Genomic DNA, 22468 nt, shown 5'->3' on the forward strand with positions numbered 1-22468 from the left:
GGTCCGAACAGGTCCGCGCACGCACCGACATCATCGAGGCGCCCGGGCGCGGGGGCAACGCCCGTGAACAACCCCCGTTGCCCCGGGAAGCCATGTCGTATGGTCGAAGCCGTGCCCGCCGACGCGCCGTGACGGCGGGACCGAAAGGGAGGAGTCCCCGTGACGCAGCAGGTCCCCTCGACCGAACCCGAGCTGGCCGCAGTGCGCAACTTCCGTGATGTGGGCGGGCTGCCGACCGCGGACGGCCGGCGGGTGCGGCACGGGATGCTGTTCCGCAGCGGCCACCTCGCGCACGCGACCGACGAGGACGCGTCCTTCCTCGGTTCCCTGGGCCTGCACACGATCTTCGACTTCCGCAACGCGGCCGACGTCACGTTGGAGGGTCCGGACGTCGAACTGCCGGGCGTGCGCCATGTGAACCTGCCGCTGAGCGACCCGGCGGACGGCGCCGAGTTCTGGAAGATGGTCCGCGACGGAGACCTCGACGAGTTGCGCTCCGTCCTGGACGACGGCAAGGGCGCGCACCGGATGATCGCGTCCTACCGCATGATCATCAAGGAGCGCACCGGCGAGCACTCCCGGGTGCTGCACGCGCTCGCCGAGGACTGTGTCCCGGTCCTGATGCACTGTGCGGCGGGCAAGGACCGCGCGGGCCTGTCGGTCGCCGTGACCCTTCTCGCCCTGGGCGTGGAGCGGGACGCGATCGTCGCCGACTACCTGGAGTCGAACGCCAAGCACCGCCGCTACAAGGTGCACCGCAGCGGTACCTCGGCCGCGGCCTACTCCCCCGAGGTCATGGAACTGCTCAGCCCCCTGTTCGAGGCGCGCGCCGAGTACCTGGCGGCGGCCCTGGAGACCATCGAGGAGACCTGGGGCGGCGTCGACTCCTATCTGGAGCGGGGGCTGCGGCTGGCTCCCGAAACCCGGGAGCGGCTGCGCGAGCGACTGCTGGACTGACGGGCCGTCACGTGGGCCGTCACTTGGAGCCGCCGACCGAGAACAGGAACCAGACGAACCCGGCGAAGAAGTGCCCGACGACGGTGTAGATGACGAGCCGGACCCACAGGGCGCGCGGGAACTTCTCTTCCAGGTTGCTCATGGCATGTCTCCGATGTGGGGGCCCAGGCACAGCGCGGCCGTGGGACTCTGCAACAGGGTGTGGACGAAGAGGAGCTCGACCCCGTCCGGGCTCTCGGCCGCGATGCGGTGCGGGGTCAGCGAGTCGAAGTGCGCGCTGGTGCCCGGCACGAGCAGGTGCGTGGCGTCCCCGAGGCGAAGCCTGAGGTGCCCCTCGAGAACGTACAGCCACTCCTCGCCGGGGTGTACGCGCACGATGTCGCCCTGGGAGCCGTGCGGGACACGGACCCGCAGGGCCTGCATCCCTCGGCCGGACGCGCCGGCCTGCCAGTACGTCCAGCCGCCGGCCCGCGTCGGCTCCATGTCCTCGGCGCGCACGACCGCGTCCCGGTCGGCGACGTTCTCGCCGAGCAGTTCGGAGACGGTCGTACCATAGATGCGGGCGAGCGCGAGCAGCATCGGCAGCGAGGGCTGGCGCTGCCCGGTCTCCAGGCGGGAGAGGTGGGCGGGCGACAGTCCGGCGGCGCGGGCCGCGGCCTCCAGGGTCAGTGCGGCACGGCGGCGCAGCGCACGCAGTTGCGGCGCGACGGCGGGCAGGTCCTCGGCCGGCCCCGCCGAGGGCTGGGACTCTGGAGAGTTCATACCTCCATTCCAGCGTCACTTTGCCCCTAAGGCAAATTCCTTGCCTCAGAGGCAAAGCCCGGGTCCGGCTCCGCTCACCGGTTGGCGACGGCCTGCTTGACCAGCGTCTTTCCGAAGTCCCACATCAGCCCGCCGCCGTGCGCGTCGTCCATCACGGCGGTGAAGGCGTCCACGAACCGGTCGACCTCCGCCTCCCCGATGACCAGCGGCGGGATCAGCTTGATCACCTCCAGGTGATCGCCGGAGACCTGGGTCAGGATACGGTGCCGTTGCAGCAGCGGGACGACCACCATCTGCGCGAACAGTCCCTTGCGGGCCGCCTGGAGCATGGTCCAGCGCCCGCGCAGTTTCAGCGACCTCGGCCGGCCGAACTCGATGCCGATCATCAGGCCCCGGCCGCGCACGTCGGCGAGCAGCTCGTACCGGTCGGTGAGCGCCGCCAGCCGGGACTTGAGCAGCTCGCCCGTGGCCCGCGCGTTGGCCACGATCTGCTCGTTCTCCATCACGGACAGCACGGCCAGCCCCGCCGCCATGGCCTGGGCGTTGGACCCGAAGCTCGCCGAGTGGACCAGCACCCGGTCGATCGAGGAGTAGACCTTCTTGAAGATCCAGTCCCTGCCGAGGGTCGCGCTCACCGGCACATATCCGCCGGACAGGGCCTTGGCCACGCAGACCAGGTCCGGCTCGACCCCGTCCTCGTGCTGGTAGGCGTAGAAATCGCCGGTGCGGCCCAGGCCCGTCTGCACCTCGTCGGCGATGAGCAGCGCCTTGTGCCGGCGCAGCAGCTCCTGCGCGGCGCGCAGCCAGCCGGGCGGGGCCTCGTGCACGCCCTTGCCCTGGATCGGCTCGACGATCAGGGCGGCCACGTCGCCCTTCTTCAGCTCCCGCTCGAGCGCGTCGAGGTCGCCGAGCGGGACGGCGGTGTCGGGCAGCAGCGGGGCGAACCCGTCCCGGAAGCCCTCCTCGCCGTTGACGGACAGCGAGCCGGCGGTCAGGCCGTGGAAGGAGTGCTCGCAGTACAGGATCCGCGGCCTGCCGGTGGCGCGGCGGGCGAACTTCAGCGCGGTCTCCACCGCCTCCGTGCCGCTGTTGCCGAAGAACACCCGGTCCAGGTGCGGGCTGTGCGCGAGCAGCCGCTCGGCCAGCAGCCCGGGCAGCGGCTGGCAGTCGAAGCGGGTGAGGTCGGCGAGCTGGGCGTCCAGCACGTCGTGCAGCGCCTTGCGGACGACGGGGTGATGGCGGCCCAGGCCCATCACCCCGAAGCCGGAGAGCATGTCCAGGTAGTCGTCGCCCTCCGCGTCCCAGAAGTACGCGCCCTCGGCCCGCTCGTAGACCTTGTCGAAGCCGATGGTGTGCAGCATGCGCGGCAGTTGGTGGTTGAGGTGCCTGGTGTGCAGCTCGTAACGCTCGGCGCCGCGCTCGGACAGCAGGGCGCCGAGGTCGAACTCCGTGGTCATTCGGTTGTCTCCTTGACTGCCATGACGGCCCCGGCGCCCTCCTGCGCCGGGATCGTCCCGGCCTGCTCCCGCACGGCCAGGCTCGCGCCGATCCGTCCGGCGACCTCGACCGGGGTGAGCCCGATGTCGGCCAGTACCTCCCCGCGCTTGGCGTGCGCGAGGAACTGTTCCGGGATTCCGAACCTCCGTACCGGTACGTCGACCTCGGCGTCACCGAGGGCCAGGGCGACCGCGGCGCCGACACCGGCCGCACGGCTGTTGTCCTCGACCACGGCCACCAGCCGGTGCCCGGCGGCCAGGCCCGGCAGCGCCGGATCGACGGGCTTGACCCAGCGCGGGTCGACGACGGTGCAGCCGATGCCCCGCGCCTGGAGCAGTTCGGCGGCCTGGAGGCACACGGGCGCCATCACGCCGACGGCGACCAGCAGCACGTCGGACCGCTCCGCCCGGTGCAGCACGTCCATGCCGCCGACGCGGCCCGTGGCCTCGATCCGCGGGCCGGCCGACTCCTTGGGGAAACGGACCAGGGTCGGCGCGTCGTCGACGGCGACGGCCTCGCGCAGCTGGGCCCGCAGCTGGTCGGCGTCACGCGGCGCGGCGATCCTGAGGCCGGGTACGACCTGGAGTACGGACATGTCCCACATGCCGTTGTGGGAGGGCCCGTCGACGCCGGTCACTCCGGCCCGGTCCAGGACGAAGGTGACCCCGCAGCGGTGCAGGGCCACGTCCATCAGGAGCTGGTCGAAGGCGCGGTTGAGGAAGGTGGCGTAGACGGCGACGACCGGGTGCAGACCGCCGGTGGCGAGCCCCGCGGCCGAGACGACCGCGTGCTGCTCGGCGATGCCCACGTCCCACACCCGGTCCGGGAAGCGCTCGGCGAACTTGCCGAGGCCCACCGGGTGCAGCATGGCTGCGGTGATCGCCACGACGTCTTCCCGCTCCTCGCCGATCCTCACGATCTCGTCGCCGAACACGGAGGTCCAGGACGGCCCGCCGGCGGGGGTGAGGGGCTCGCAGGTGAGCGGGTCCATCACGCCCACGGTGTGGAAGTGGTCCTCCTCGTGGGCGAGGGCGGGTTCGTAGCCGCGGCCCTTCTCGGTGAGGCAGTGGACCAGGACGGGGCCGTGGAAGCGTTTGGCCCGGCGCAGCGCCGACTCGACGGCCTTGATGTCGTGTCCGTCGATCGGGCCGAGGTACTTCAGCCCCAGGTCCTCGAACATGCCCTGCGGTGCGAACGCGTCCTTGAAGCCCTTCTTCGCGCCGTGCAGCGACTCGTAGAGGGTGTTGCCGACGACCGGGGTGCGCTGGAGGACGTCCTTGCCCCAGGCGAGGACCTTCTCGTATCCGTCGGTGGTGCGCAGGGTGGCCAGATGGTTGGCGAGGCCGCCGATGGTCGGCGCGTAGGACCGCTCGTTGTCGTTGACGACGATGATCAGCGGCCGGTCCCTGGCGGCCGCGATGTTGTTCAGCGCCTCCCAGGCCATGCCGCCGGTCAGCGCGCCGTCCCCGATGACGGCGACGACGTGTCCCTTCTCGCCCTGCACCTGGCGGGCCTTGGCGAGTCCGTCGGCCCAGCCGAGCGCCGTGGAGGCGTGGCTGTTCTCGATGACGTCGTGCTCGGACTCCTCCCGTGCCGGGTAGCCGGACAGCCCTCCCTTGCCGCGCAGCTTGGAGAAATCCTGACGTCCTGTCAGAAGCTTGTGCACATAACTCTGGTGACCGGTGTCCCACAGGATCCGGTCGACCGGCGACTCGAAGACCCGGTGCAGTGCGACGGTGAGTTCCACCACGCCCAGGTTGGGCCCGAGGTGGCCGCCGGTCCTGGCGACCGCTTGCACCAGGAACTCGCGTATCTCGTCGGACAGTTCACCCAGTTCCGCCTCGGACAGCGCCTTCAGGTCGCGTGGTCCCCGGATGCTCTCCAGAATGGTCACGCTGGGCCCCCTCTCGGTCCGTGCCGTACTTCAACCCACTGTGACTGTCGGTGTCCCCGTGCCGGTGCGGCCGCCGGACGCGGCGTCGTCGTTCCCCATCTGCTCGGCGATCTTCATGGCCTCCTCGATCAGGGTCTCCACGATCTTCGACTCCGGAACGGTCTTGATGACCTGCCCCTTGACGAAGATCTGCCCCTTGCCGTTGCCGGAGGCGACCCCGAGGTCGGCCTCACGGGCCTCACCGGGACCGTTGACGACACAGCCCATGACCGCGACGCGCAACGGCACCTCCATACCGGTCAGACCCGCCGTGACCTCCTCGGCCAGCTTGTACACATCGACCTGGGCCCGGCCGCAGGACGGACAGGAGACGATCTCCAGACCACGCTGCCGCAGATTCAGCGACTCCAGAATCTGGATACCGACCTTGACCTCCTCGACCGGCGGCGCGGACAGCGACACCCGGATGGTGTCGCCGATGCCCTCGGAGAGCAGCGCACCGAAGGCGACAGCCGACTTGATCGTGCCCTGGAAGGCCGGACCGGCCTCGGTCACGCCGAGGTGGAGCGGGTAATCGCACTGGGCGGCGAGCTGCCGGTACGCCTCGATCATCACGACCGGGTCGTTGTGCTTGACCGAGATCTTGATGTCCCGGAAGTCGTGCTCCTCGAACAGGGACGCCTCCCACAGCGCCGACTCCACCAGCGCCTCCGGAGTCGCCTTCCCGTACTTCTGCAGCAGCCGCCGGTCCAAAGAACCCGCGTTCACCCCGATACGGATCGGCGTGCCGTGGTCCTTCGCCGCCCTGGCGATCTCCCTCACCTTGTCGTCGAACTGCTTGATGTTGCCCGGATTCACCCGCACCGCCGCACAGCCCGCCTCGATCGCCGCGAACACGTACTTCGGCTGGAAGTGAATGTCCGCGATCACCGGGATCTGCGACTTCCGCGCGATCGTCGCCAACGCGTCCGCGTCGTCCTGCGTCGGACACGCCACCCGCACGATCTGACAACCCGAAGCCGTCAGCTCCGCGATCTGCTGCAAGGTGGCGCCGACATCCGACGTACGCGTCGTCGTCATCGACTGCACCGACACCGGCGCGTCCCCGCCCACCGCCACGGAACCGACCTGGATCTGCCGGCTCTTGCGGCGCTCGGCGATCGGTCGGGCCGGTACCTCGGGGACGCCCAGGGGAATGGCCGTCATGGCGTCAGTCCCGGTTTCCGGAGACCGTCTCGCGCATGGCGCGCAGGGACTCCTTCAGCGATCCCATGGTGGCCAGCACGGCGGTGGGCTCGTAGCCGCAGTGCGCCATGCAGTTGGCGCACCGCGGGTCCTTGCCCCGGCCGTACTTGTCCCAGTCGGTGTCCTCGATGAGTTCCCGGTACGTCGGCACGTACCCGTCGCTCATCAGGTAGCAGGGGCGCTGCCACCCGAACAGCGAGTAGTTCGGGATCGCCCACGCGGTGCACGGGAAGTCGACCTTGCCCTCGAGGAAGTCGAGGAACAACGGCGAGTGGTTGAGCCGCCAGCGGCGCCGGTTGCCGCCCGCGAAGGCCTTCCTGAACAGCTCCCGGGTCTGCTCCACGCCCAGGAAGTGCTCCTGGTCGGGCGCCTTCTCGTAGGCGTAGGCGGGCGAGATCATCATCTCGTCGACCTTGAGGTCGTCGTTGAGGAAGTTGAGCACCTCGACGACGGTCTGCGGGGTGTCGGTGTTGAAGAAGGTGGAGTTGGTGGTCACCCGGAAGCCGCGCCGCTTGGCCTCCTTGATGGCCTCCACCGCCTCGTCGAACACGCCCTCCTTCGCCACCGACTCGTCGTGCCGCTCCCGCAGCCCGTCGATGTGCACCGCGAAGGCGAAGTAGGGGGACGGCTTGAACTTGTCCATCTTCTTGCGCATCAGCAGCGCGTTGGTGCACAGGAAGACGTACTTCCGCTTGGCCACCAGCTGCCGTACGATCTCGTCGATCTGCGGGTGCATCAGGGGCTCGCCGCCCGCGATGGACACCATTGGCGCACCCGACTCCAGTACCGCGCCCACCGCCTGGGCGACGGGCATGCGCTGCTTGAGCACTCCGGCCGGGTGCTGGATCTTGCCGCAGCCCTCGCACTTGAGGTTGCAGGCGAAGAGCGGCTCAAGCTCGACGATCAGCGGGAACTTGTCCCGCTTGCGCAGCTTCTGTTCGGCCAAGTATGTGGCGACTTTGACGGACTGGCGCAGCGGCATGGCCATCTGGCTCACCTCCTGGGGAGCAGCACGTTACGGTGCCATTCGAAAAAAGTCGGCAGGACGGAACGAAGAACGCGGAAGGCTGATATTCCACCGCGGACCGTACCGATACGGACGAGTTCATGCTCTGGAGCGTCCACGACCACCCGCACGGCCGCAACAGGGCGCACGCCCGAGCGCACGGCGCTCAGTAGCGTGGCCGCCGACTCCATGTCGACCGCGATCGCCCCGGTGGCGCGCAGATCGGACCGCTCGGGTCCGCGCACGACGTGGTCGGAGCCGGTCAGCGGCCCGGTGTGCACGGTGCGCCCGGGCAGGGTGCGGGTGAGTTCCTTGACGAGCAGTTCGGTGCCGACGCAGGGGACGGTGCCACGCGGGTCCCGGGTCTCCTCGGCGACGACGAGGTCACCGGGGTGCATGCCCGGGGCGAGTCCCGCGCAGAAGCCCGTGGCGAGCACCGCGGCCCGGTCCAGCGGCGGGCCGGCGAGGACCCGGGTGACGGAGCGTTCCGCCGCCTTGGGTCCCATGCCCGTCCGCAGGACGGTGACCGGCCCGTCGGTCCCGCCGCGGTCACCGGCGCGCAGGGCGAGACGCTCGATGCCGAGCGCGCAGGCGATCAGCAGCGGAGCCGGTCCGGGCCGTGTGCTCATCAGCCCCCCTTGACCTCGGCGCCGGGCCGCTCGGCGAGGGGATCGGTGGTGGGGAGACGGCCGGCGAAGGGCTCGCCGTGCACGTACCGGCCGAGCGCGGTGAGCGGGAAGACCTGCCGGTACAGGTGGTAGTTGATGGAGAAGTCCCACGGGAAGCCGGTGCCGGTGAAGTACGGCTCGTCCCAGGAGCCGTCCTCCCGCTGGGTGGCCGCGAGCCACTCGACGCCGCGCTCGACGGCCTTGGAGTCCTTCTCCCCCGCCGCGAGCAGGGCGAGCAGGGCCCAGGCGGTCTGCGAGGCGGTGGAGGCGCCCTTGCCGCTCCACTCCTCGACGTACTGGTAGGAGCGCAGGTCCTCGCCCCAGCCGCCGTCGTCGTTCTGCACGCTCTCCAGCCAGGTCACCGCGCGGCGGACGGCCGGGTGGGAGCCGGGCAGGCCGGCGGCCGTCAAGGCGGGTACGACGGACCCTGTGCCGTAGAGGAAGTTGACGCCCCAGCGGCCGAACCACGAGCCGTCAGGCTCCTGTTCGGCCAGCAGCCACTCGATGCCACGCCGGGTGCGCGGGTCGTGGGTCATGCCCTCGGCGGCGAGCATCTCCACGACGTGCGCGGTGACGTCCGCCGACGGCGGGTCGATCACCTCGCCGAAGTCGCAGAACGGCAGCCGGTTGGGAAAGGGGCTGGTGTTGTCGACGTCGAAGGCTCCCCAGGCGCCGTTCTTCGACTGCATCCCGAGGTTCCAGCGCACCCCGCGCCCGATGGCGTTGTCCATCCGCTCCGGGTCGTGGTGCCTGACCCGGCGCAGGGCCAGGACGACCTCGGCGGTGTCGTCGATGTCGGGGTAGTTGTCGTTGTGGAACTCGAACGCCCAGCCGCCTGGCGGCAGTCCGGGACGGCGCACCGACCAGTCGCCGGGCCGGACGATCTGCTCGCCCAGCATCCAGTCGGCGGCCTTGACCAACTGGGGGTGGTCGGAGGGCAGTCCGGCGTCGGCGAGCGCGATGGTGGCCAGGCAGGTGTCCCACACCGGCGACTGGCAGGCCTCGATCATGCGGGCGCCGTCCTCGCGCCGCACGGCGTAACGGTCCAGCGATTCGAGGCCCGCCCGCATCACCGGGTGTTCGAGGTCGTAGCCGAGCAGGTACAGGGCGATGACTGAGTACACGGCCGGCGGCTGGATGCCGCCCCAGCAGCCGTCGTTCTCCTGGCGCTCGATGATCCAGCGGGCGGCCGACTTCATGGCCGCCTCGCGCACTCTGCGCACGGCGACGGAACGGTAGCCGCGCACCACCATGTCGAGCCGCTGGAACAGGCCGTCCCAGGTCCTGGCCGGGGCGAGCGCCCGCGGCGGACGGGGACTGCCGGGGCCGGTGTGCAGCTCGTCGAGCGGGAACGGGGCCGGACGCACCGGGCGCTTGGCCGAGACGATGGTCAGGGGGACGATCGTCTGCCGCGCCCAGCACCCGAAGTTGTAGATGTTGAGCGGGAACCACTTGGGGAACCAGATGAGCTCGGGCGGCAGTTCGGGCAGGTCCTCCCACTTCCACCAGCCGAACAGGGCCAGCCAGATCCGGGTGAAGACGCGGGAGGCCGCGATGCCGCCCTGTGCGCGGATCCAGGCGGAGGCCCGGGCCATGTGGGGCTCGTCCGGCGCGTCGCCGGCCAGCCGGAGGGCGACGTAGGCCTCGATGGTGGTGGAGAGTTCGCCCGGGCCGCCGTAGAAGGTGGCCCAGGTGCCGTCCTCGCGCTGCTCACCGCGGATGAACAGCGCGGCGGCCCGGGTGGTGTCCTCTTCCAGGATGCCCAGGAACTGGCGCAGCAGCAGGTCCTCGGCGTCCATGGTGACGTTCGTCTCGAGGTCGCCCTTCCACCAGCCCTCGGCGTCCTGCTGGGCGAGCAGGAAGTCGGTGGCCCGCCTGACGGCGGCTGCGGCGGCTTCTTGTACCCCGGCCGCCTCGGGGGTGCTGAGTACGGTTTCACTGGCCGCGGCAGCGCGGGACGGCAGTGTCGCCCCGGTGCTTCCGTCGGTCGTCGCTGTCATGGCTTCCCCTTCGTGCAGTCGTGCAAGTCGTGCTGCTGTGGGTCCGCCGTCGGCCGGTGCCTGAAACCTCCTTGCTGCACCGGCCGGCGACTACGCGAGGCTGGTTCGACCGATAGTGATCATCTCTTTCGTACGACGACGAAGTCGGCGAGTGCCGTGAAGGCGGCCCGTACCTGCTCGGGCATGCCGACGGCGTCGAGGGCTTCGATGGCGATGGTGTGCTGACGGCGCGCCTCCTCGGCCGTCCACTCCCGGCCGCCCGCCTCCTCGATGAGGGCGGCGCGGGCCGCGAACTCCTCCTCGGAGAAGTTCGCGAAGTCGCTGCTCTTGGCGTCGGCGGCGAGGATCTCGCCGAGCCGCTCGGAGGCCGGGCCGCCCGCCGCGAGCGCGGCCACGACCGGCAGGGACTTCTTGCGCTGGCGCAGATCGCTCCAGGTCTGCTTGCCGGTGGCGTCCGGGTCGCCCCAGATGCCGAGGAGGTCGTCGACGGCCTGGAAGGCCAGACCGAGGTGGTACCCGTACTTCTCCAGCGCGTCGGCCGTGCGGTCGTCCGCGCCGCCGAGGACCGCGCCGACGGAGGAGGCGCAGGCGAGCAGGGCACCGGTCTTGTTGCCCTCCATCTCCAGGCACTCCGCGACGCTGACCCGGTCGCGGTGCTCGTAGGAGATGTCCTGCGCCTGACCGTCGATCAGCGCGCGGGTGGCGGTGGTCAGCCGGCGGGCGGCACGGCCGGCCTCGACCGTGCCGAGCTCCAGCAGCACCTCGTTGGCCAGGGCGAACAGCGCGTCGCCGACCAGGATGGCCTGGGCGGGGCCGTGCACCTTCCAGACCGTGTCGCGGTGGCGGCGCTGTTCGTCGCCGTCCATCAGGTCGTCGTGCAGCAGGGAGAAGTTGTGGACGAGCTCCACGGCGACCGCGCCGGGCACACCGGCCTCGGGCGCGGCCCCGGCGACCTCGGCGGAGAGCACGGCCAGGGCGGGGCGAACGGCCTTGCCGCCGTCCCCGCGTGCCGGGTTGCCCTCGACGTCGATCCAGCCGAAGTGGTAGGCGGCGACGGTGTCCATGGGGGGCGCCAGGCGGTCGACGGCCGCCCGCAGCACCGGCGTGGCCAGGGTCCGGCCGCGCTCCAACAGCGCGGTCACGTCCACCGCAGTCCTCCGAGCGGCCGTCGAGGCCGGGGGCACAGTGGGCACAGTCTCTCCTCTTGTTGCGGTGCCGGAGGTGCGGGGGCCCGCCGCGGGCTGCTGATCGAACGTCATGCCGCCGCCTCCTCGATGGCGAAGAGACGGCTCGGGCGGGGCCGGCCCAGGGCGCTCAGCGCGGCCTCGGCCGCCTTCACACCGCTGCGGACCGCACTCTCCATGGTCGCGGGCCACCCTGTGGCGGTCCACGCTCCGGCCAGGTACAGGCCGGGGGCCTTGGTGCGGGCGCCGGGCCGCAGCCGTCCGACGCCGGGGGCCGGGGCGAACGTCGCCGTGCGCTCCCGGGTCACGAAGAAGTCCTTCACCTCGGCACCGCGCGCACGGGGCAGCAGCCGCCTCAGTTCGGGCAGATAGCGCTCGCGCAGCACGGCGACCGGCGCGTCGATCTCGTCCTGCGCCACCGACTGGGACACCGCGAGGTACTGACCGTGCTTCAGGCCGGCCGCCTCGGTGCGGTCGAAGACCCACTGCACGGGCGTGCCGATGGCCGCGAAGAACGGCGCGTTCAGCACCGTGCGGTCAAAGACGACATGGGCGTTGAGGATGGGCGCGGTGCCGATCCTGAGCAGCCGGTCCGGCGCGTCCAGGGCGCCGGCCGGCAGCAGGCCGTGCGCCTCGCGCTGCGGTACGGCGAGGACGACCGCGTCCGCGACCAGGCTCTCGCCGCCAACCTGAACGTTCCAGCTCCCGTTTCCGTTGAGGGAGACGGAGGTGACGCGTGTTCGGACCTCGGTACGCACGCCCGCGGAGTCGAGCGCCCTGCGGGCCAGCCGGTCGTGCAGTTCGCCCAGCGGGACGCGGGCCCAGCCAATGTCGGCCGCGCCCGGGTCGGACAGCAGTCCGGTCTTGAACACCATCGCGGCGAGCCCCAGCGAGGAGTCGCCCGCGACCGCGTTGAGCGTGGCGACCCCGACCAGGTCCCACAGCGCCTCGACGGCACGCGCCGACTGGCCGTGCTCGGCCAGCCAGCTGCCGAAGTCCTGTGCGTCCAGGGTCGGATCGGTGAGGTCGAGTCCCTTGAGCGCGAGCGCGGCGCGGCCCACCCGGACCCGCTCGGCCAGCGAGAGGTGCGGGTAGGTGGCGAGGCTGCGCCCCAGGTGCAGGGGTACGGGCAGCGCGTCGCGCCGCAGTGTGCCGAGCCGCCGGCCCTCGGGTCTCGCGGCGTCGACGACGGGCACCTCCAGCCGGTCCTGCAACGGGGCGAGCGCGGCGCCGCCGATCCGGTCGAGGAACCACCGGTAGGCGGTGCAGCAGCGCAGGTACACGTGCTGTCCGTTGTCGATGGTGAGGTCGCCGCGCTGGAAGGAGAAGGCGAGCCCGCCCAGGCGGGGTCTGCCCTCCAGCAGCGTCACGCGCATTCCGGCGTCGGCGAGCGCGAGCGCGGCGGTGAGGCCGGCCAGGCCGCCGCCGACCACCACGGCGTGCCGTCCGGCCGGTCCCGAGGCGTCCGTGAGCGGTCCGTCCCGCCGTGTGCCGTCGGTCATCGTGCGCCCTCCCCTGTGCGTCCGCCGCGGTGAGCGGGTGCCTCGCCGGCGACCGTTGCCGTCAGGGACGCCGCCCGGCATCGGAGGGTTGCCCGCCGCTTCCCGCCGGTGACCTCACCGTGCGGTGACATCGCCATCAGGCACGCCTCCTGACGGTCTGCCGGGACACGTACCGGGCGTCGAGGCCGGACAGGCCGCGCACGGCGACGTACGCCTTCTCGTGTCCGGGCAGCGAGACCCGGCCGCGCAGCACGGCCTCCGGCTCGCGCTCGATACGGTCGAGCAGGCGGCGGTAGATGCCGGCCATGGCGGCGACGCACGCGCCGCTGCGCCGGTCCAGCAGGGGCAGCAGCCGGTAGCCCTCGGCGAACAGGGCGCGGGCCCGCCGCACCTCGAAGTGCACCAGGCCCGCGAAGTCGGAGCCCTCCGGCGGCGTCGGCCCGTGGAACCCGGCCGAGCAGCCGAACTTGGCGAGGTCGTCGGCGGGCAGGTAGGTGCGGCCGCCCTCGGCGTCCTCGCGGACGTCTCTGAGGATGTTGGTCAGCTGCAGCGCGAGCCCGAGCGTGTCGGCGTACTCGGGAGCGCGTTCGGCGCCGCGCGCCCCCGGTTCGGTGCCGAACACGCCGAGGGAGAGCCGCCCGATGGCCCCGGCCACACAACGGCAGTACGCCTTCAGGTCCTCCCAGGTCTCGTACGTCTCGCCGCGGACGTCCATCAGGACGCCGTCGATGAGTTCGTCCAGGCCGCCGAGCGGGATCGGGAAGACCCGGGCGGCGTGGCTGAGGGCCACGGCCACCGGGTCGGTGTCGTCGTCCTCGACCGCGCCGTCGCGGACCCGGCCGAGCAGCGCCCGGGTGTCCTCCAGACGGGTGATCTTCACGTCGTGAGCCAGCGTTCCGTCGCCGATGTCGTCGACACGTCGGGAGAACGCGTACAGCGCCGACATCGCCCGCCGTTTGGCCGTCGGCAGCAGTCTGATGCCGTAGGCGAAGTTGCGGGCCTGCTGTCCGGTGACGGCCTCGCAGTAGCTGTAGGCGGCGAGTACCGGCGCGGACACGTGCTGTTCCGGCTCCACGGCCCGGATCACCCCTCTCCTCGCAGAGTCACGCCCACCTCACGCAGCAACCGGGTCTTGCCGGGCTTGGGCGGGCCGGGAAGTACGTCGTATTCGGCGGCGGCGATCGCGTGGACCGCCGCCCTTCCCCCCGCCACGAACCCCGCGAGCAGCAGTTTCAACCTGCCGTGGACGCTACCCACCAGGGGGGCGCCTTCATTCAGCAGACCGCGGGCGCGTTCCGCTTCGTACGCGACCAGTGCGCGCACCGATGCGCCCGCGGTGGGCGCGGCGAGATCCGACTCCTGCACGTGGAAACGTTTCATGTCGGCGGCGGGAAGATAGATGCGGTCACGTCCGAGGTCCTCCTTGACGTCCTGGAGGTGCTCGACGATCTGCAGGGCGGTGCAGACGGCGTCGGAACGGCGGATCCGCTCGGGGGTCGAGGTGCCGGTGACGGCGAGGACGAGGCGGCCGACGGGGTTGGCGGACAGTTCGCAGTAGGCGAGGAGGTCGTCGTAGGTCTCGTACCGCGCGACGAGCTGGTCCTGGCGGTTGGCGGCGATCAGGCCGAGGAACGGCTCGGGGGTCAGCGATCTGCGGCGCACGGTGGGCTGGAGCCGGCGCAGCAGGGGGTGGCGCGGGGTGCCGTCGAAGACCCTGCGCAGATCGGCCTCGAAGGCGTCGAGGAGGACCAGGCGGTCCTCGGCCTCGCCGGGCGACACGCCGAGCAGCCGGGCGTCCGCGCCGCCGGGGGTCAGGTCGCCGTCGCCGATGTCGTCGACGAGGCGGGCGAAGCCGTAGACGGCCATCAGATCGACGCGCCAGGCTCTGGGCAGGAAGAACGGTGCCACGGGGAAGTTCTCACCCGCGGCCTTGTCGAGGGTGGCGCGCTCGGGGTCGCGCGCCGTCGGCGTTCGCGTCATCGTCCACTGCCCGGTACGGGGACGGCACCTGCTGCGTTGAGCTGGGGAGTTTCCGTCGCCATTGCCGTCACATCTCCCGTTCTACACTGCCGACCCAAGACACACTATTTCGGACACGCCGCCCGGCCGTCCGCGGGGCGGCGTCGGCGGAGGGTGTCGCGCATTATCTCCCCACTTGCCGCTTTCCGGGACCGGTACAGCTTACGTTGTACAACGCGGCGAGCCGCGCGGGGGGTGCCCCGCACATCACAACAACACACCAATTGGTGTCAAGATTCCTCAGGACGGCGCGAGTTGACACATCCTTTGCGGACGAGGGGCCCCACCGGACGCGTTCCGGCGGGGCCCTGGCGCCTGCGGGCTACTTGCCCGTGAACTTCTCGTACTCCTTGAGCACCTCTTCGGTGCGGCCGTCCATGCGCAGTTCGCCACGCTCCAGCCACAGCACCCGGTCGCAGGTGTCGCGGATCGACTTGTTGTTGTGGCTGACCAGGAACACCGTGCCGGCCTCCTTGCGCAGCTCCCGGATACGCGCTTCGGACCGCGTCTGGAACCTGCGGTCGCCGGTGGCCAGCGCCTCGTCGATCATGAGGACGTCGTGGTCCTTGGCGGCGGCGATGGAGAAGCGCAGCCGGGCCGCCATGCCGGAGGAGTACGTGCGCATCGGCAGGGTGATGAAGTCGCCCTTCTCGTTGATGCCGGAGAAGTCGACGATCCCCTGGTAGCGCTCCTTGATCTGCTCGCGCGACATGCCCATGGCCAGTCCGCCCAGGATGACGTTGCGCTCGCCCGTGAGGTCGTTCATCAGCGCCGCGTTCACACCGAGCAGCGAGGGCTGGCCGTCGGTGTAGACCCGGCCCTTCTCGGCGGGCAGCAGGCCGGCGATGGCGCGCAGCAGCGTGGACTTGCCGGAGCCGTTGGAGCCGATCAGGCCGATCGCCTCGCCGCGGTAGGCGACGAAGGAGACGCCCTTGACGGCGTGCACCTTGCGCACGCCCCGCGCCGCGTCGTCGGAGCCCCGCTTGAGGATGCGGCTGAGCGCGGCGGTGGCGCTGCCCTTGCCGGACTTGGCGCCGTTGACGCGGTAGACGATGTGGAGCTCGTCCGCGATCACGGTGGGCACGTGCGGCCCGCTGTCGCGCATGTCCTGGTGGTGGTCCCGGTCAGCCACGGCCGTACCTCTCCTCAGCCTTCCAGAAGTACACGAAGCCGCCGACGAAGGCGAGCACGGCCCAGCCGAGGGCGCCGGCCCAGACGTGTGGCGGCAGATGCGAGGAGTCGTAGCCGTCGATCAGCGCGAACCGGATCAGGTCCATGTAGATGGCGGCGGGGTTGACCTGCATCAGCCGGATGATCCACTCCGGTTTCCCCGCGAGCATGCCGCTGAGGGAGAACATCACGCCCGACGCGTACATCCAGGTCCGCGTGACGAACGGCATGAGCTGGGCGAGGTCGGGGGTCTTGGCGCCCAGCCGGGCCATGATCAGCGCCAGCCCGGTGTTGAACAGGAACTGCAGCGCAAGCGCCGGCAGGATCAGCAGCCAGGACAGGCCCGGGTAGCTGCCGAAGGCGATGACCACCAGGAACAGCACGATCATCGAGTACAGCAGCTGTTGGAGCTGCTGGAGCGCGAACGAGATCGGCAGGGAGGCGCGCGGGAAGTGCAGCGCGCGCACCAGCCCGAGGTTGCCGGAGATGGCGCGGACGCCGGCCATGACCGAGGTCTGGGTGAAGGTGAACACGAACACCCCGGTCACCAGGAACGGGATGTACGTCTTCTTGTCCAGGCCCCGGGTGGCGTGGATGAGAACGCCGAAGATGAAGTAGTACACCGCGGCGTTCAGCAGCGGCGTCGCCACCTGCCAGAGCTGGCCGAGCTTGGCCTGGCTGTACTGGGCGGTCAGCTTCGCCTGGGAGAAGGCCAGGATGAAGTGGCGCCGCCCCCACAACTGCCGGACGTACGCCCCGAGCGGGGGCCGGGCGCCGCTGACGGACAGCCCGTACTTGTCGGCAAGCTGGGCCGGGGTAAGACCCTCGTCGGGCGACGGAGCCGCGCCGAGGGCGACGCCGCCGTCATGCGTTGTCTCACTCACTAGTGGAAACTTTCGTCTTCGAGATGCGCTGCCAGTGCGGATGTACGGCCGTGGCTCGAGCACGGGCCTGGTGGCGCCGCGTACTCGGGGGAACGATCTTGTCAGATGACCGGCGGCCGGCCCAGTCGGGTGAGTCGCCACACCGTACGCCACTTCATGGGCCGGCGCGGCCCACAGGGTGTGGCCCAGCCCTCCCGGAAGCCGCCGAACCAGGCCTTCAGGGCCGGACGCGACGGGCGGCGGGCGAGGGTGAGCAGCAGCCACACCCCGAGGTAGACCGGGACGAGGAGCACCGGGAGGTTGCGGCGGGCCAGCCAGACCCGGTTGCGGGCGACCATGCGGTGGTAGACCGCGTGCCGCGAAGGCGCGGTCGTCGGGTGGTACAGCACCATGTCGGACCGGTAGTCGATCATCCAGCCCGCGTCGAGGGCCCGCCATGCCAGGTCGGTTTCCTCGTGCGCGTAGAAGAATTCGTCCGGCAGGCCGCCGACTTCCGCGAAGACCTTGGTGCGGACGGCGTTCGCGCCGCCCAGGAAGGTGGTGACCCGGGAGGAGCGCATCGGGTCGGCGGCGCGCAGCCGCGGCACGTGGCGGCGCTGGGTGACGCCGGTGTCGGGGTCGGCGATGCGGAAGCTGACGATGCCGAGCCGGTCGTCGGCGGCGAAGGCCCGGCGGCACAGCTCGGCGGTGTCGTTCCGGGCGAGCAGGCCGTCGTCGTCGAGGAACAGCAGGATGTCGACGTCGCCGCCGGCCGGTCCGAAGGCCTCGATGCCGACGTTGCGGCCGCCGGGGATGCCGAGGTTCTCCGGCAGCTCGACGGTCCGGACGCCTTCGGGGACGTCCGGGACGGGCGAGCCGTTGCCGACGACCACCACCTCGACCCGGTCGCCGTCCTGCTTGGCGACCGAGTCGAGCAGGGCCCGCAGCTCCTCGGGCCGGTTGCCCATGGTGATGATGACGGCGCCGACCTTGAGCGGAGTGTTCGCAGAGGTCACGCCGCTCACCTCAGCCTGCTGGAGACGAGGATGGACACCAGGTGCAGCAGGGTCTGGAGCAGCGCGATACCGGCGAGCACGGCCGTGCCGAGCCGGGTGAAGAACAGGTCGCCCCTGATCGTGTCGGCGATCGCGAGGACCAGGATCAGCAGGGACGCCTCGATCCCGAGGATCAGCCGGTGGAACTTGAGCGCCGCGGCGGCCCTGCGGGCCAGCGCCATGCCCGACGAGCGCGGTTCGGCCGCGCTCTCCTGGACCGGCGGCAGCCCGCCCTGGTGGCGGGCCACTCCGACGAGGTCGGTCTCGGCCTTGATCAGGATCGCGCCGAGAGCGGCCAGGGTCCCGAGGAAGGCCCACAGCCAGTCGACGCGCCCGGGACCCCACAGGTCGGCGGCGCGCAGCCCGAGCCCGACCAGGACGGCGGCGTCGGTGAGATAGGCCCCGACCCGGTCCAGGTAGACCCCGCCCAGCGAGAACTGCTGCTTCCAGCGGGCGATCTCGCCGTCGACGCAGTCCAGCAGCAGGTACAGCTGGACCATCAGCACACCGAGCACGGCGCCCGCGATCCCCGGCACCAGCAGGGCCGGGGCCGCGAGGACGCCGCAGACGGTCATCAGGTACGTGAGCTGGTTGGGCGTGACCCTGGTGCCCACCAGGTAGCGGTCCACCCGCAGGGACACCTCGCGCATGTAGAGGCGTCCCGCCCAGTGCTCTCCGCTGCGCCGGTCCTTCACCCCTGCCGGATGGACGACCGGTCTCAGTTCAGCTACCGATGGCCTTGACATAGTCGGCGTAGATGTCCTTGATCTGGTCGGTCTTGAGGTCGAGGTGTTCGAGGATCGTGTAGCGGCCGGGCCGGGTCTCCGGGGCGAACTCGACGACCCGGACGAACTCGTCCACCGTGAAGCCGATGTCCTTGGGCAGTACCGGCAGCCCGTGCCGGCGCAGCACCTCGGCCATGCCGGCCGATTCCTCGTGGGCTCCGCGCAGGTACATCGCGAAGGCCGCGCCGAGCCCGCACTGCTCACCGTGGCTCGCGGCCCGCTTCGGGAACAGCAGGTCGAAGCCGTGGTTGATCTCGTGGCAGGCGCCGGAGGCGGGCCGCGAGTCGCCCGAGATCGACATGGCGATCCCGGTGAGGACCAGGGCCTCGGCGAGCACCTGGAGGAAGTCGTTGTCGCCGATGTCGCCCGGGTGCCGCAGCACCGCCTCGCCCGCCTGGCGGGCCATGGCCGCGGCCAGGCCGTCGATCTTCTCGCCGGTGACGCGGTGGGACAGCTCCCAGTCCGCGATGGCGGAGATGTTGGAGACGGCGTCGCCGATGCCGGAGCGCACGAAACGCGGCGGGGCGTCGCGGATCACGTCCAGGTCGATGAGGACGGCGATCGGGTTCGGCACACCGTACGAGCCGCGGCCCGCGTCGTTGTCGAGGGTGGCGACCGGGGAGCACAGGCCGTCGTGCGAGAGGTTCGTGGGCACGGCGACCAGGGGCAGGCCGACGCGCGCCGCGGCGAACTTGGCGCAGTCGATGATCTTGCCGCCGCCCAGGCCCACCACCGCGTCGTAGCGGCCTGCCTTCATCTCGCCGGCCAGCCGGATGGCGTCGTCGAGGGTTCCGCCGCCGACCTCGTACCAGGTGGCGCCGGGCAGCGAGGGGGCGATCCGCTCGCGCAGCCGGGCGCCGGAGCCGTTGCTGACGGCGACGGCGAGCCTGCCGGAGTGCGAGACGCGCTCGTCGGCGAGCACACTCGCCAGGTCGTCGAGGGCACCGCGGCGGATTTCCACCACCACCGGCGACGGGATGAGCCGGCTCAGTACAGGCACGCGATCCCCCGGCCCTTGGCGAGGTCGTCGTGGTTGTCGATCTCGACCCACTTGACGTCGCCGATCGGCGCCACGTCGATCGTGAAGCCGCGGTTGACGAGCTCCTGGTAGCCGTCCTCGTAGTACAGCTGCGGGTCCCGCTCGAAGGTGACCTTCAGCGCGTCGGCCAGCTCGGGGGCGGCGTCGCCCTCGATGAGGGTGACGCCGATGTACTCGCCGGTCGCCTCGGCCGGGTCCATCAGCTTGGTGATCCTCCGGACGCCCTTGTCGGGGTCGACGACGACCTTCATCTCCTCGTCGGCCAGCGACTTCACCGTGTCCAGGGCAAGGATGATCTTCTTGCCGTCACCGCGGGCGGCGAGCAGGGTCTTCTCGACGGAGACCGGGTGCACGGTGTCGCCGTTGGCGAGGATCACGCCGTCCTTGAGGGCGTCACGGCCGCACCACAGGGAGTAGGCGTTGTTCCACTCCTCGGCCTTGTCGTTGTCGATCAGGGTGAGCTTCAGGCCGTACTTCCGCTCCAGGGCCGCCTTGCGCTCGTACACGGCCTCCTTGCGGTAGCCGACGATGATCGCGGCCTCCGTCAGGCCGACCTCGGCGAAGTTGCCGAGGGTGAGGTCCAGGACCGTGGGGCCGTCCTCCGCGCCGTCGGGCCCCACCGGCACCAGCGCCTTGGGCAGGGTGTCGGTGTAGGGGCGCAGGCGCCGTCCGGCGCCGGCCGCCAGCACGAGGCCGATCATGCGGGTTCTCCTTCGTCGTGTACTGCGGGCGCACCCCTCAGATGAGAGGCCACCCAGAAACGGATGCTCTCGGTGAGCACCAGCAGGGCGACGGCCACGGCGAGGACCGTGAGCGCGACCTGGAATTGCGAGGCGGTGAGCACCGCGGCCAGCACGGTGACGAGCAGCGTGCGCCCCTCCTGCCCTCCGAGGGCGCGCACCAGCCAGACCGGCGGCGCTCCGGCGTTGCCGCGGATGCGGTACACCGTGTCGTAGTGATGGTAGGCGACGGCCGCCACCAGGCCGAAAGCCGCAGGAAGGGCTCCGTTCACCTCCGCTCTGGCCGCCAGCACCAGCACGGTGCCGTATTCGGCGGCGCGGAACAGCGGGGGGACGAGCCAGTCGAGGGGGCCCTTGAGGGGCTGGGAGAGGGCCAGACCCGAGAAGACGGCGTAGAAGGTGGCGCCCACGCAAAGCAGCCGGCTGTCGCCGGAGTACAGGGCCCCGGCGAGGAACGCCACACCGGCCAGGGCGCGCAGCAGCGGGAAGTCGAGGTACCAGCGCGCGTTGGGATCGCGCAGCCTGGCGACGAGAGCCGCGATCGGCCCGTTGTCCGCGAGGTCCGCCAGCGCCTGCGCCGCCCGGTCGGTGCGCCGCGCCTTGCGCGTCACGGACCGCAGCACACGGCCCGCCGTGGTGTACGTCGCCGCGAGGGCGCAGCCGGCGAGCAGGACGTAGAACGTGATCCTGGGGGTCGTGACCGCCGTCAGGACCGCGATCATCGCCCAGCGCTCGCCGATGGGCAGAACGATCATCCGGCGTACCCAGACCGTCCAGCCGACGCTGTCCAGCTTGTCGGAGAGCGCGGCGGTGGGGCTGGTGTTGGCGGTGGCGTCGTGGTTGGCCTCGTTGAAGGAGAAGTCGACCACGTGCCGGCAGGTCTGGAGAATCATCGCGCCCAGGGCCAGAGCCCAGACGTCGTCGCCGCCGCGGGCGGCACCCAGCGCGAGGCCGGCGTAGTAGGCGTACTCCTTCGCCCGGTCGAAGGTGGCGTCCAGCCAGGCGCCGAGGGTGGAGTACTGAAGCGAGTAGCGGGCCAGTTGGCCGTCGGCGCAGTCCAGCACGAACGAGGCGATGAGCAGCACGCCGGCGGCGACGAAACCGCCGCGGGTGCCGGTGGCGGCGCAGCTCGCGGCTATGAGCGCGGTGAGCAGGGAGGCCGTGGTGACCTGGTTGGGGGTCAGGCCGCGGCGGGCGCACCAGCGGGCGACGTAGCGCGAGTACGGGCTGATGAGGAAGGTGGTGAAGAAGCCGTCGCGGGCCTTGACGGCCGACTTCAGGCGGACGGTCTCGTCGTCGACGGCGGCCACGGCCTGCCGTGCCTCGTTGCGGGTCTGGGGGTCCTCGGGTACGGCGGCGACGAGAGTGCCGAGCACGGGGCGGTGCACCTCGGAGCCGTCGGCGTCCAGGGCTTCGGAGATCCGGTCGGCGAGGCCGGCGACGGCGACCGCGGTGTCGCCGCCGGCGGAGTTCTCGCGGGCCATCGCGCGGGTCAGCGCCTGGCGGCCGGCCGGGCGGGCGGTCACCGCGCCGGGGACGGCGGCGAGCGGGAAGCGGGGGTCGGTCAGGCCCAGACGCAGCGCGTGCAGATGGCCGACGAACCGGGCGTCGACGATGGCGACCCGCTGGTCACCGGGCACCTGGGCGAGCACCGTCTCGGCGTCGGTGCCGTCGGATGCGACCCGCACGTCGAATCCGAGGGACCGCAGATCGCCCTCGATCGACGATCCGGGGACCGGCTGACCGGTCAGGATGGCGGTCGACAACGAACTCACTCCCTGGGGGCCGACGCGCCCGCGCCGGTCATGTGCATATAGGGGCACCGCCTGCCTGTGGCACCCGGGCGGCATGTCGGCAGAGGCTATCGGATGGCCGGAAGCCCGCGTTCACCGCCCGTTCACCGGTCTGATCGACGTGGTCTGCCGCAGCCTTCGCCGCGATCATCATGGGCGATCCGGCCGCCGGGCCACAAACTCCGCACCAGATCGGGCATTCCTCACATCCGACTCCGGCATGGATGGGACGGCCACGACATGACCGATCACCAGACGGCCTCCTTCGGCGTCCGGGGCCGGCTGCCGC

At 71.1% G+C, this 22468-nt stretch carries 21 protein-coding genes; 1 reads left to right on the forward strand and 20 read right to left on the reverse strand.

Annotated features, from left to right (window positions below):
• Positions 1-159: 159 nt before the first annotated feature.
• Positions 160-957 carry a tyrosine-protein phosphatase gene (locus tag ACIQMV_RS16095; RefSeq protein WP_402593250.1) on the forward strand — a complete coding sequence of 266 codons (798 nt, stop codon included), beginning with the start codon at positions 160-162 and terminating at the stop codon, positions 955-957.
• Positions 958-976: 19 nt separating this feature from the next.
• Here the strand turns inward: ACIQMV_RS16095 and ACIQMV_RS16100 are convergent, their stop codons facing one another.
• The 20 genes from ACIQMV_RS16100 to ACIQMV_RS16195 form a co-directional block, all read right to left on the reverse strand.
• Complete coding sequence (locus ACIQMV_RS16100; RefSeq protein WP_141356258.1) at positions 977-1099, reverse strand: DUF6126 family protein; 123 nt, start codon at positions 1097-1099, stop codon at positions 977-979.
• On the reverse strand, positions 1096-1719 hold the full coding sequence (locus tag ACIQMV_RS16105) for a helix-turn-helix domain-containing protein (protein WP_402593252.1): 624 nt from the start codon (positions 1717-1719) through the stop codon (positions 1096-1098). Before ACIQMV_RS16105 ends, ACIQMV_RS16100 begins: the two co-directional genes overlap by 4 nt.
• A gap of 74 nt (positions 1720-1793) precedes the next feature.
• Positions 1794-3176: an aspartate aminotransferase family protein gene (locus tag ACIQMV_RS16110; RefSeq protein WP_402593254.1), complete on the reverse strand. Its 1383-nt coding sequence runs from the start codon at positions 3174-3176 to the stop codon at positions 1794-1796.
• Positions 3173-5110, reverse strand: a complete 1938-nt coding sequence (gene dxs / locus ACIQMV_RS16115; RefSeq protein ID WP_398225270.1) for a 1-deoxy-D-xylulose-5-phosphate synthase — start codon at positions 5108-5110, stop codon at positions 3173-3175. The genes ACIQMV_RS16110 and dxs overlap by 4 nt, the downstream gene beginning before the upstream one ends.
• Positions 5111-5140: 30 nt before the next feature.
• Entirely contained in the window at positions 5141-6316 is a 1176-nt protein-coding gene (gene ispG / locus ACIQMV_RS16120) for a flavodoxin-dependent (E)-4-hydroxy-3-methylbut-2-enyl-diphosphate synthase (RefSeq protein ID WP_402593255.1), read from the reverse strand.
• Positions 6317-6320: 4 nt separating this feature from the next.
• Entirely contained in the window at positions 6321-7343 is a 1023-nt protein-coding gene (gene hpnH, locus ACIQMV_RS16125; RefSeq protein WP_141356268.1) for an adenosyl-hopene transferase HpnH, read from the reverse strand.
• Between the two features lie 5 nt (positions 7344-7348).
• Entirely contained in the window at positions 7349-7990 is a 642-nt protein-coding gene (locus ACIQMV_RS16130; protein WP_402593257.1) for a 1-hydroxy-2-methyl-2-butenyl 4-diphosphate reductase, read from the reverse strand.
• Positions 7990-10029 carry a squalene--hopene cyclase gene (gene shc, locus ACIQMV_RS16135; RefSeq protein WP_402593259.1) on the reverse strand — a complete coding sequence of 680 codons (2040 nt, stop codon included), beginning with the start codon at positions 10027-10029 and terminating at the stop codon, positions 7990-7992. The genes ACIQMV_RS16130 and shc overlap by 1 nt, the downstream gene beginning before the upstream one ends.
• A gap of 119 nt (positions 10030-10148) precedes the next feature.
• The gene (locus ACIQMV_RS16140) at positions 10149-11213 is read right to left on the reverse strand and encodes a polyprenyl synthetase family protein (protein WP_402593523.1); all 1065 of its coding nucleotides are present in this window, start codon (positions 11211-11213) and stop codon (positions 10149-10151) included.
• A gap of 71 nt (positions 11214-11284) precedes the next feature.
• Positions 11285-12715, reverse strand: coding sequence for a hydroxysqualene dehydroxylase HpnE (gene hpnE, locus ACIQMV_RS16145; RefSeq protein ID WP_402593260.1), 1431 nt, complete (start codon positions 12713-12715; stop codon positions 11285-11287).
• Complete coding sequence (locus tag ACIQMV_RS16150; RefSeq protein ID WP_373996144.1) at positions 12712-12852, reverse strand: DUF6380 family protein; 141 nt, start codon at positions 12850-12852, stop codon at positions 12712-12714. The genes hpnE and ACIQMV_RS16150 overlap by 4 nt, the downstream gene beginning before the upstream one ends.
• On the reverse strand, positions 12852-13802 hold the full coding sequence (hpnD, locus tag ACIQMV_RS16155) for a presqualene diphosphate synthase HpnD (RefSeq protein ID WP_401770272.1): 951 nt from the start codon (positions 13800-13802) through the stop codon (positions 12852-12854). Before hpnD ends, ACIQMV_RS16150 begins: the two co-directional genes overlap by 1 nt.
• A complete protein-coding gene (gene hpnC / locus ACIQMV_RS16160; protein ID WP_402593263.1) occupies positions 13799-14695 on the reverse strand; it encodes a squalene synthase HpnC in 897 nt (298 codons plus the stop codon). The genes hpnD and hpnC overlap by 4 nt, the downstream gene beginning before the upstream one ends.
• A 361-nt stretch (positions 14696-15056) precedes the next feature.
• On the reverse strand, positions 15057-15839 hold the full coding sequence (locus ACIQMV_RS16165; protein WP_402593525.1) for an ABC transporter ATP-binding protein: 783 nt from the start codon (positions 15837-15839) through the stop codon (positions 15057-15059).
• A gap of 19 nt (positions 15840-15858) precedes the next feature.
• Positions 15859-16788, reverse strand: a complete 930-nt coding sequence (locus tag ACIQMV_RS16170; protein ID WP_402593265.1) for an ABC transporter permease — start codon at positions 16786-16788, stop codon at positions 15859-15861.
• A gap of 101 nt (positions 16789-16889) precedes the next feature.
• Positions 16890-17735 (reverse strand): glycosyltransferase family 2 protein, encoded by an 846-nt coding sequence (locus ACIQMV_RS16175; protein ID WP_402593527.1) that lies wholly within the window; start codon positions 17733-17735, stop codon positions 16890-16892.
• A gap of 53 nt (positions 17736-17788) precedes the next feature.
• The gene (locus ACIQMV_RS16180; RefSeq protein WP_402593267.1) at positions 17789-18568 is read right to left on the reverse strand and encodes a CDP-alcohol phosphatidyltransferase family protein; all 780 of its coding nucleotides are present in this window, start codon (positions 18566-18568) and stop codon (positions 17789-17791) included.
• Positions 18546-19607 carry an iron-containing alcohol dehydrogenase family protein gene (locus tag ACIQMV_RS16185; protein ID WP_401770277.1) on the reverse strand — a complete coding sequence of 354 codons (1062 nt, stop codon included), beginning with the start codon at positions 19605-19607 and terminating at the stop codon, positions 18546-18548. Before ACIQMV_RS16185 ends, ACIQMV_RS16180 begins: the two co-directional genes overlap by 23 nt.
• Positions 19595-20347, reverse strand: a complete 753-nt coding sequence (locus ACIQMV_RS16190; protein WP_141356289.1) for a sugar phosphate nucleotidyltransferase — start codon at positions 20345-20347, stop codon at positions 19595-19597. Before ACIQMV_RS16190 ends, ACIQMV_RS16185 begins: the two co-directional genes overlap by 13 nt.
• Complete coding sequence (locus ACIQMV_RS16195) at positions 20344-22152, reverse strand: DUF5941 domain-containing protein (protein ID WP_402593270.1); 1809 nt, start codon at positions 22150-22152, stop codon at positions 20344-20346. Before ACIQMV_RS16195 ends, ACIQMV_RS16190 begins: the two co-directional genes overlap by 4 nt.
• Positions 22153-22468: the final 316 nt, after the last annotated feature.

The organism is Streptomyces sp. NPDC091412 (assembly GCF_044756885.1).
Lineage (GTDB): Bacteria > Actinomycetota > Actinomycetes > Streptomycetales > Streptomycetaceae > Streptomyces.

Coding starts and splice junctions, on each gene's coding strand:
- hpnH (WP_141356268.1), bottom strand. CDS start 7,343: ATGGCCATGCCGCTGCGCCAGTCCGTCAAAGTCGCCACATACTTGGCC.
- ACIQMV_RS16100 (WP_141356258.1), bottom strand. CDS start 1,099: ATGAGCAACCTGGAAGAGAAGTTCCCGCGCGCCCTGTGGGTCCGGCTC.
- ACIQMV_RS16105 (WP_402593252.1), bottom strand. CDS start 1,719: ATGAACTCTCCAGAGTCCCAGCCCTCGGCGGGGCCGGCCGAGGACCTG.
- hpnC (WP_402593263.1), bottom strand. CDS start 14,695: ATGACGCGAACGCCGACGGCGCGCGACCCCGAGCGCGCCACCCTCGAC.
- hpnE (WP_402593260.1), bottom strand. CDS start 12,715: ATGACCGACGGCACACGGCGGGACGGACCGCTCACGGACGCCTCGGGA.
- ACIQMV_RS16150 (WP_373996144.1), bottom strand. CDS start 12,852: ATGGCGATGTCACCGCACGGTGAGGTCACCGGCGGGAAGCGGCGGGCA.
- ACIQMV_RS16190 (WP_141356289.1), bottom strand. CDS start 20,347: ATGATCGGCCTCGTGCTGGCGGCCGGCGCCGGACGGCGCCTGCGCCCC.
- shc (WP_402593259.1), bottom strand. CDS start 10,029: ATGACAGCGACGACCGACGGAAGCACCGGGGCGACACTGCCGTCCCGC.
- ACIQMV_RS16165 (WP_402593525.1), bottom strand. CDS start 15,839: ATGCGCGACAGCGGGCCGCACGTGCCCACCGTGATCGCGGACGAGCTC.
- ACIQMV_RS16110 (WP_402593254.1), bottom strand. CDS start 3,176: ATGACCACGGAGTTCGACCTCGGCGCCCTGCTGTCCGAGCGCGGCGCC.
- ACIQMV_RS16180 (WP_402593267.1), bottom strand. CDS start 18,568: ATGTCAAGGCCATCGGTAGCTGAACTGAGACCGGTCGTCCATCCGGCA.
- ACIQMV_RS16175 (WP_402593527.1), bottom strand. CDS start 17,735: ATGGGCAACCGGCCCGAGGAGCTGCGGGCCCTGCTCGACTCGGTCGCC.
- ispG (WP_402593255.1), bottom strand. CDS start 6,316: ATGACGGCCATTCCCCTGGGCGTCCCCGAGGTACCGGCCCGACCGATC.
- ACIQMV_RS16130 (WP_402593257.1), bottom strand. CDS start 7,990: ATGAGCACACGGCCCGGACCGGCTCCGCTGCTGATCGCCTGCGCGCTC.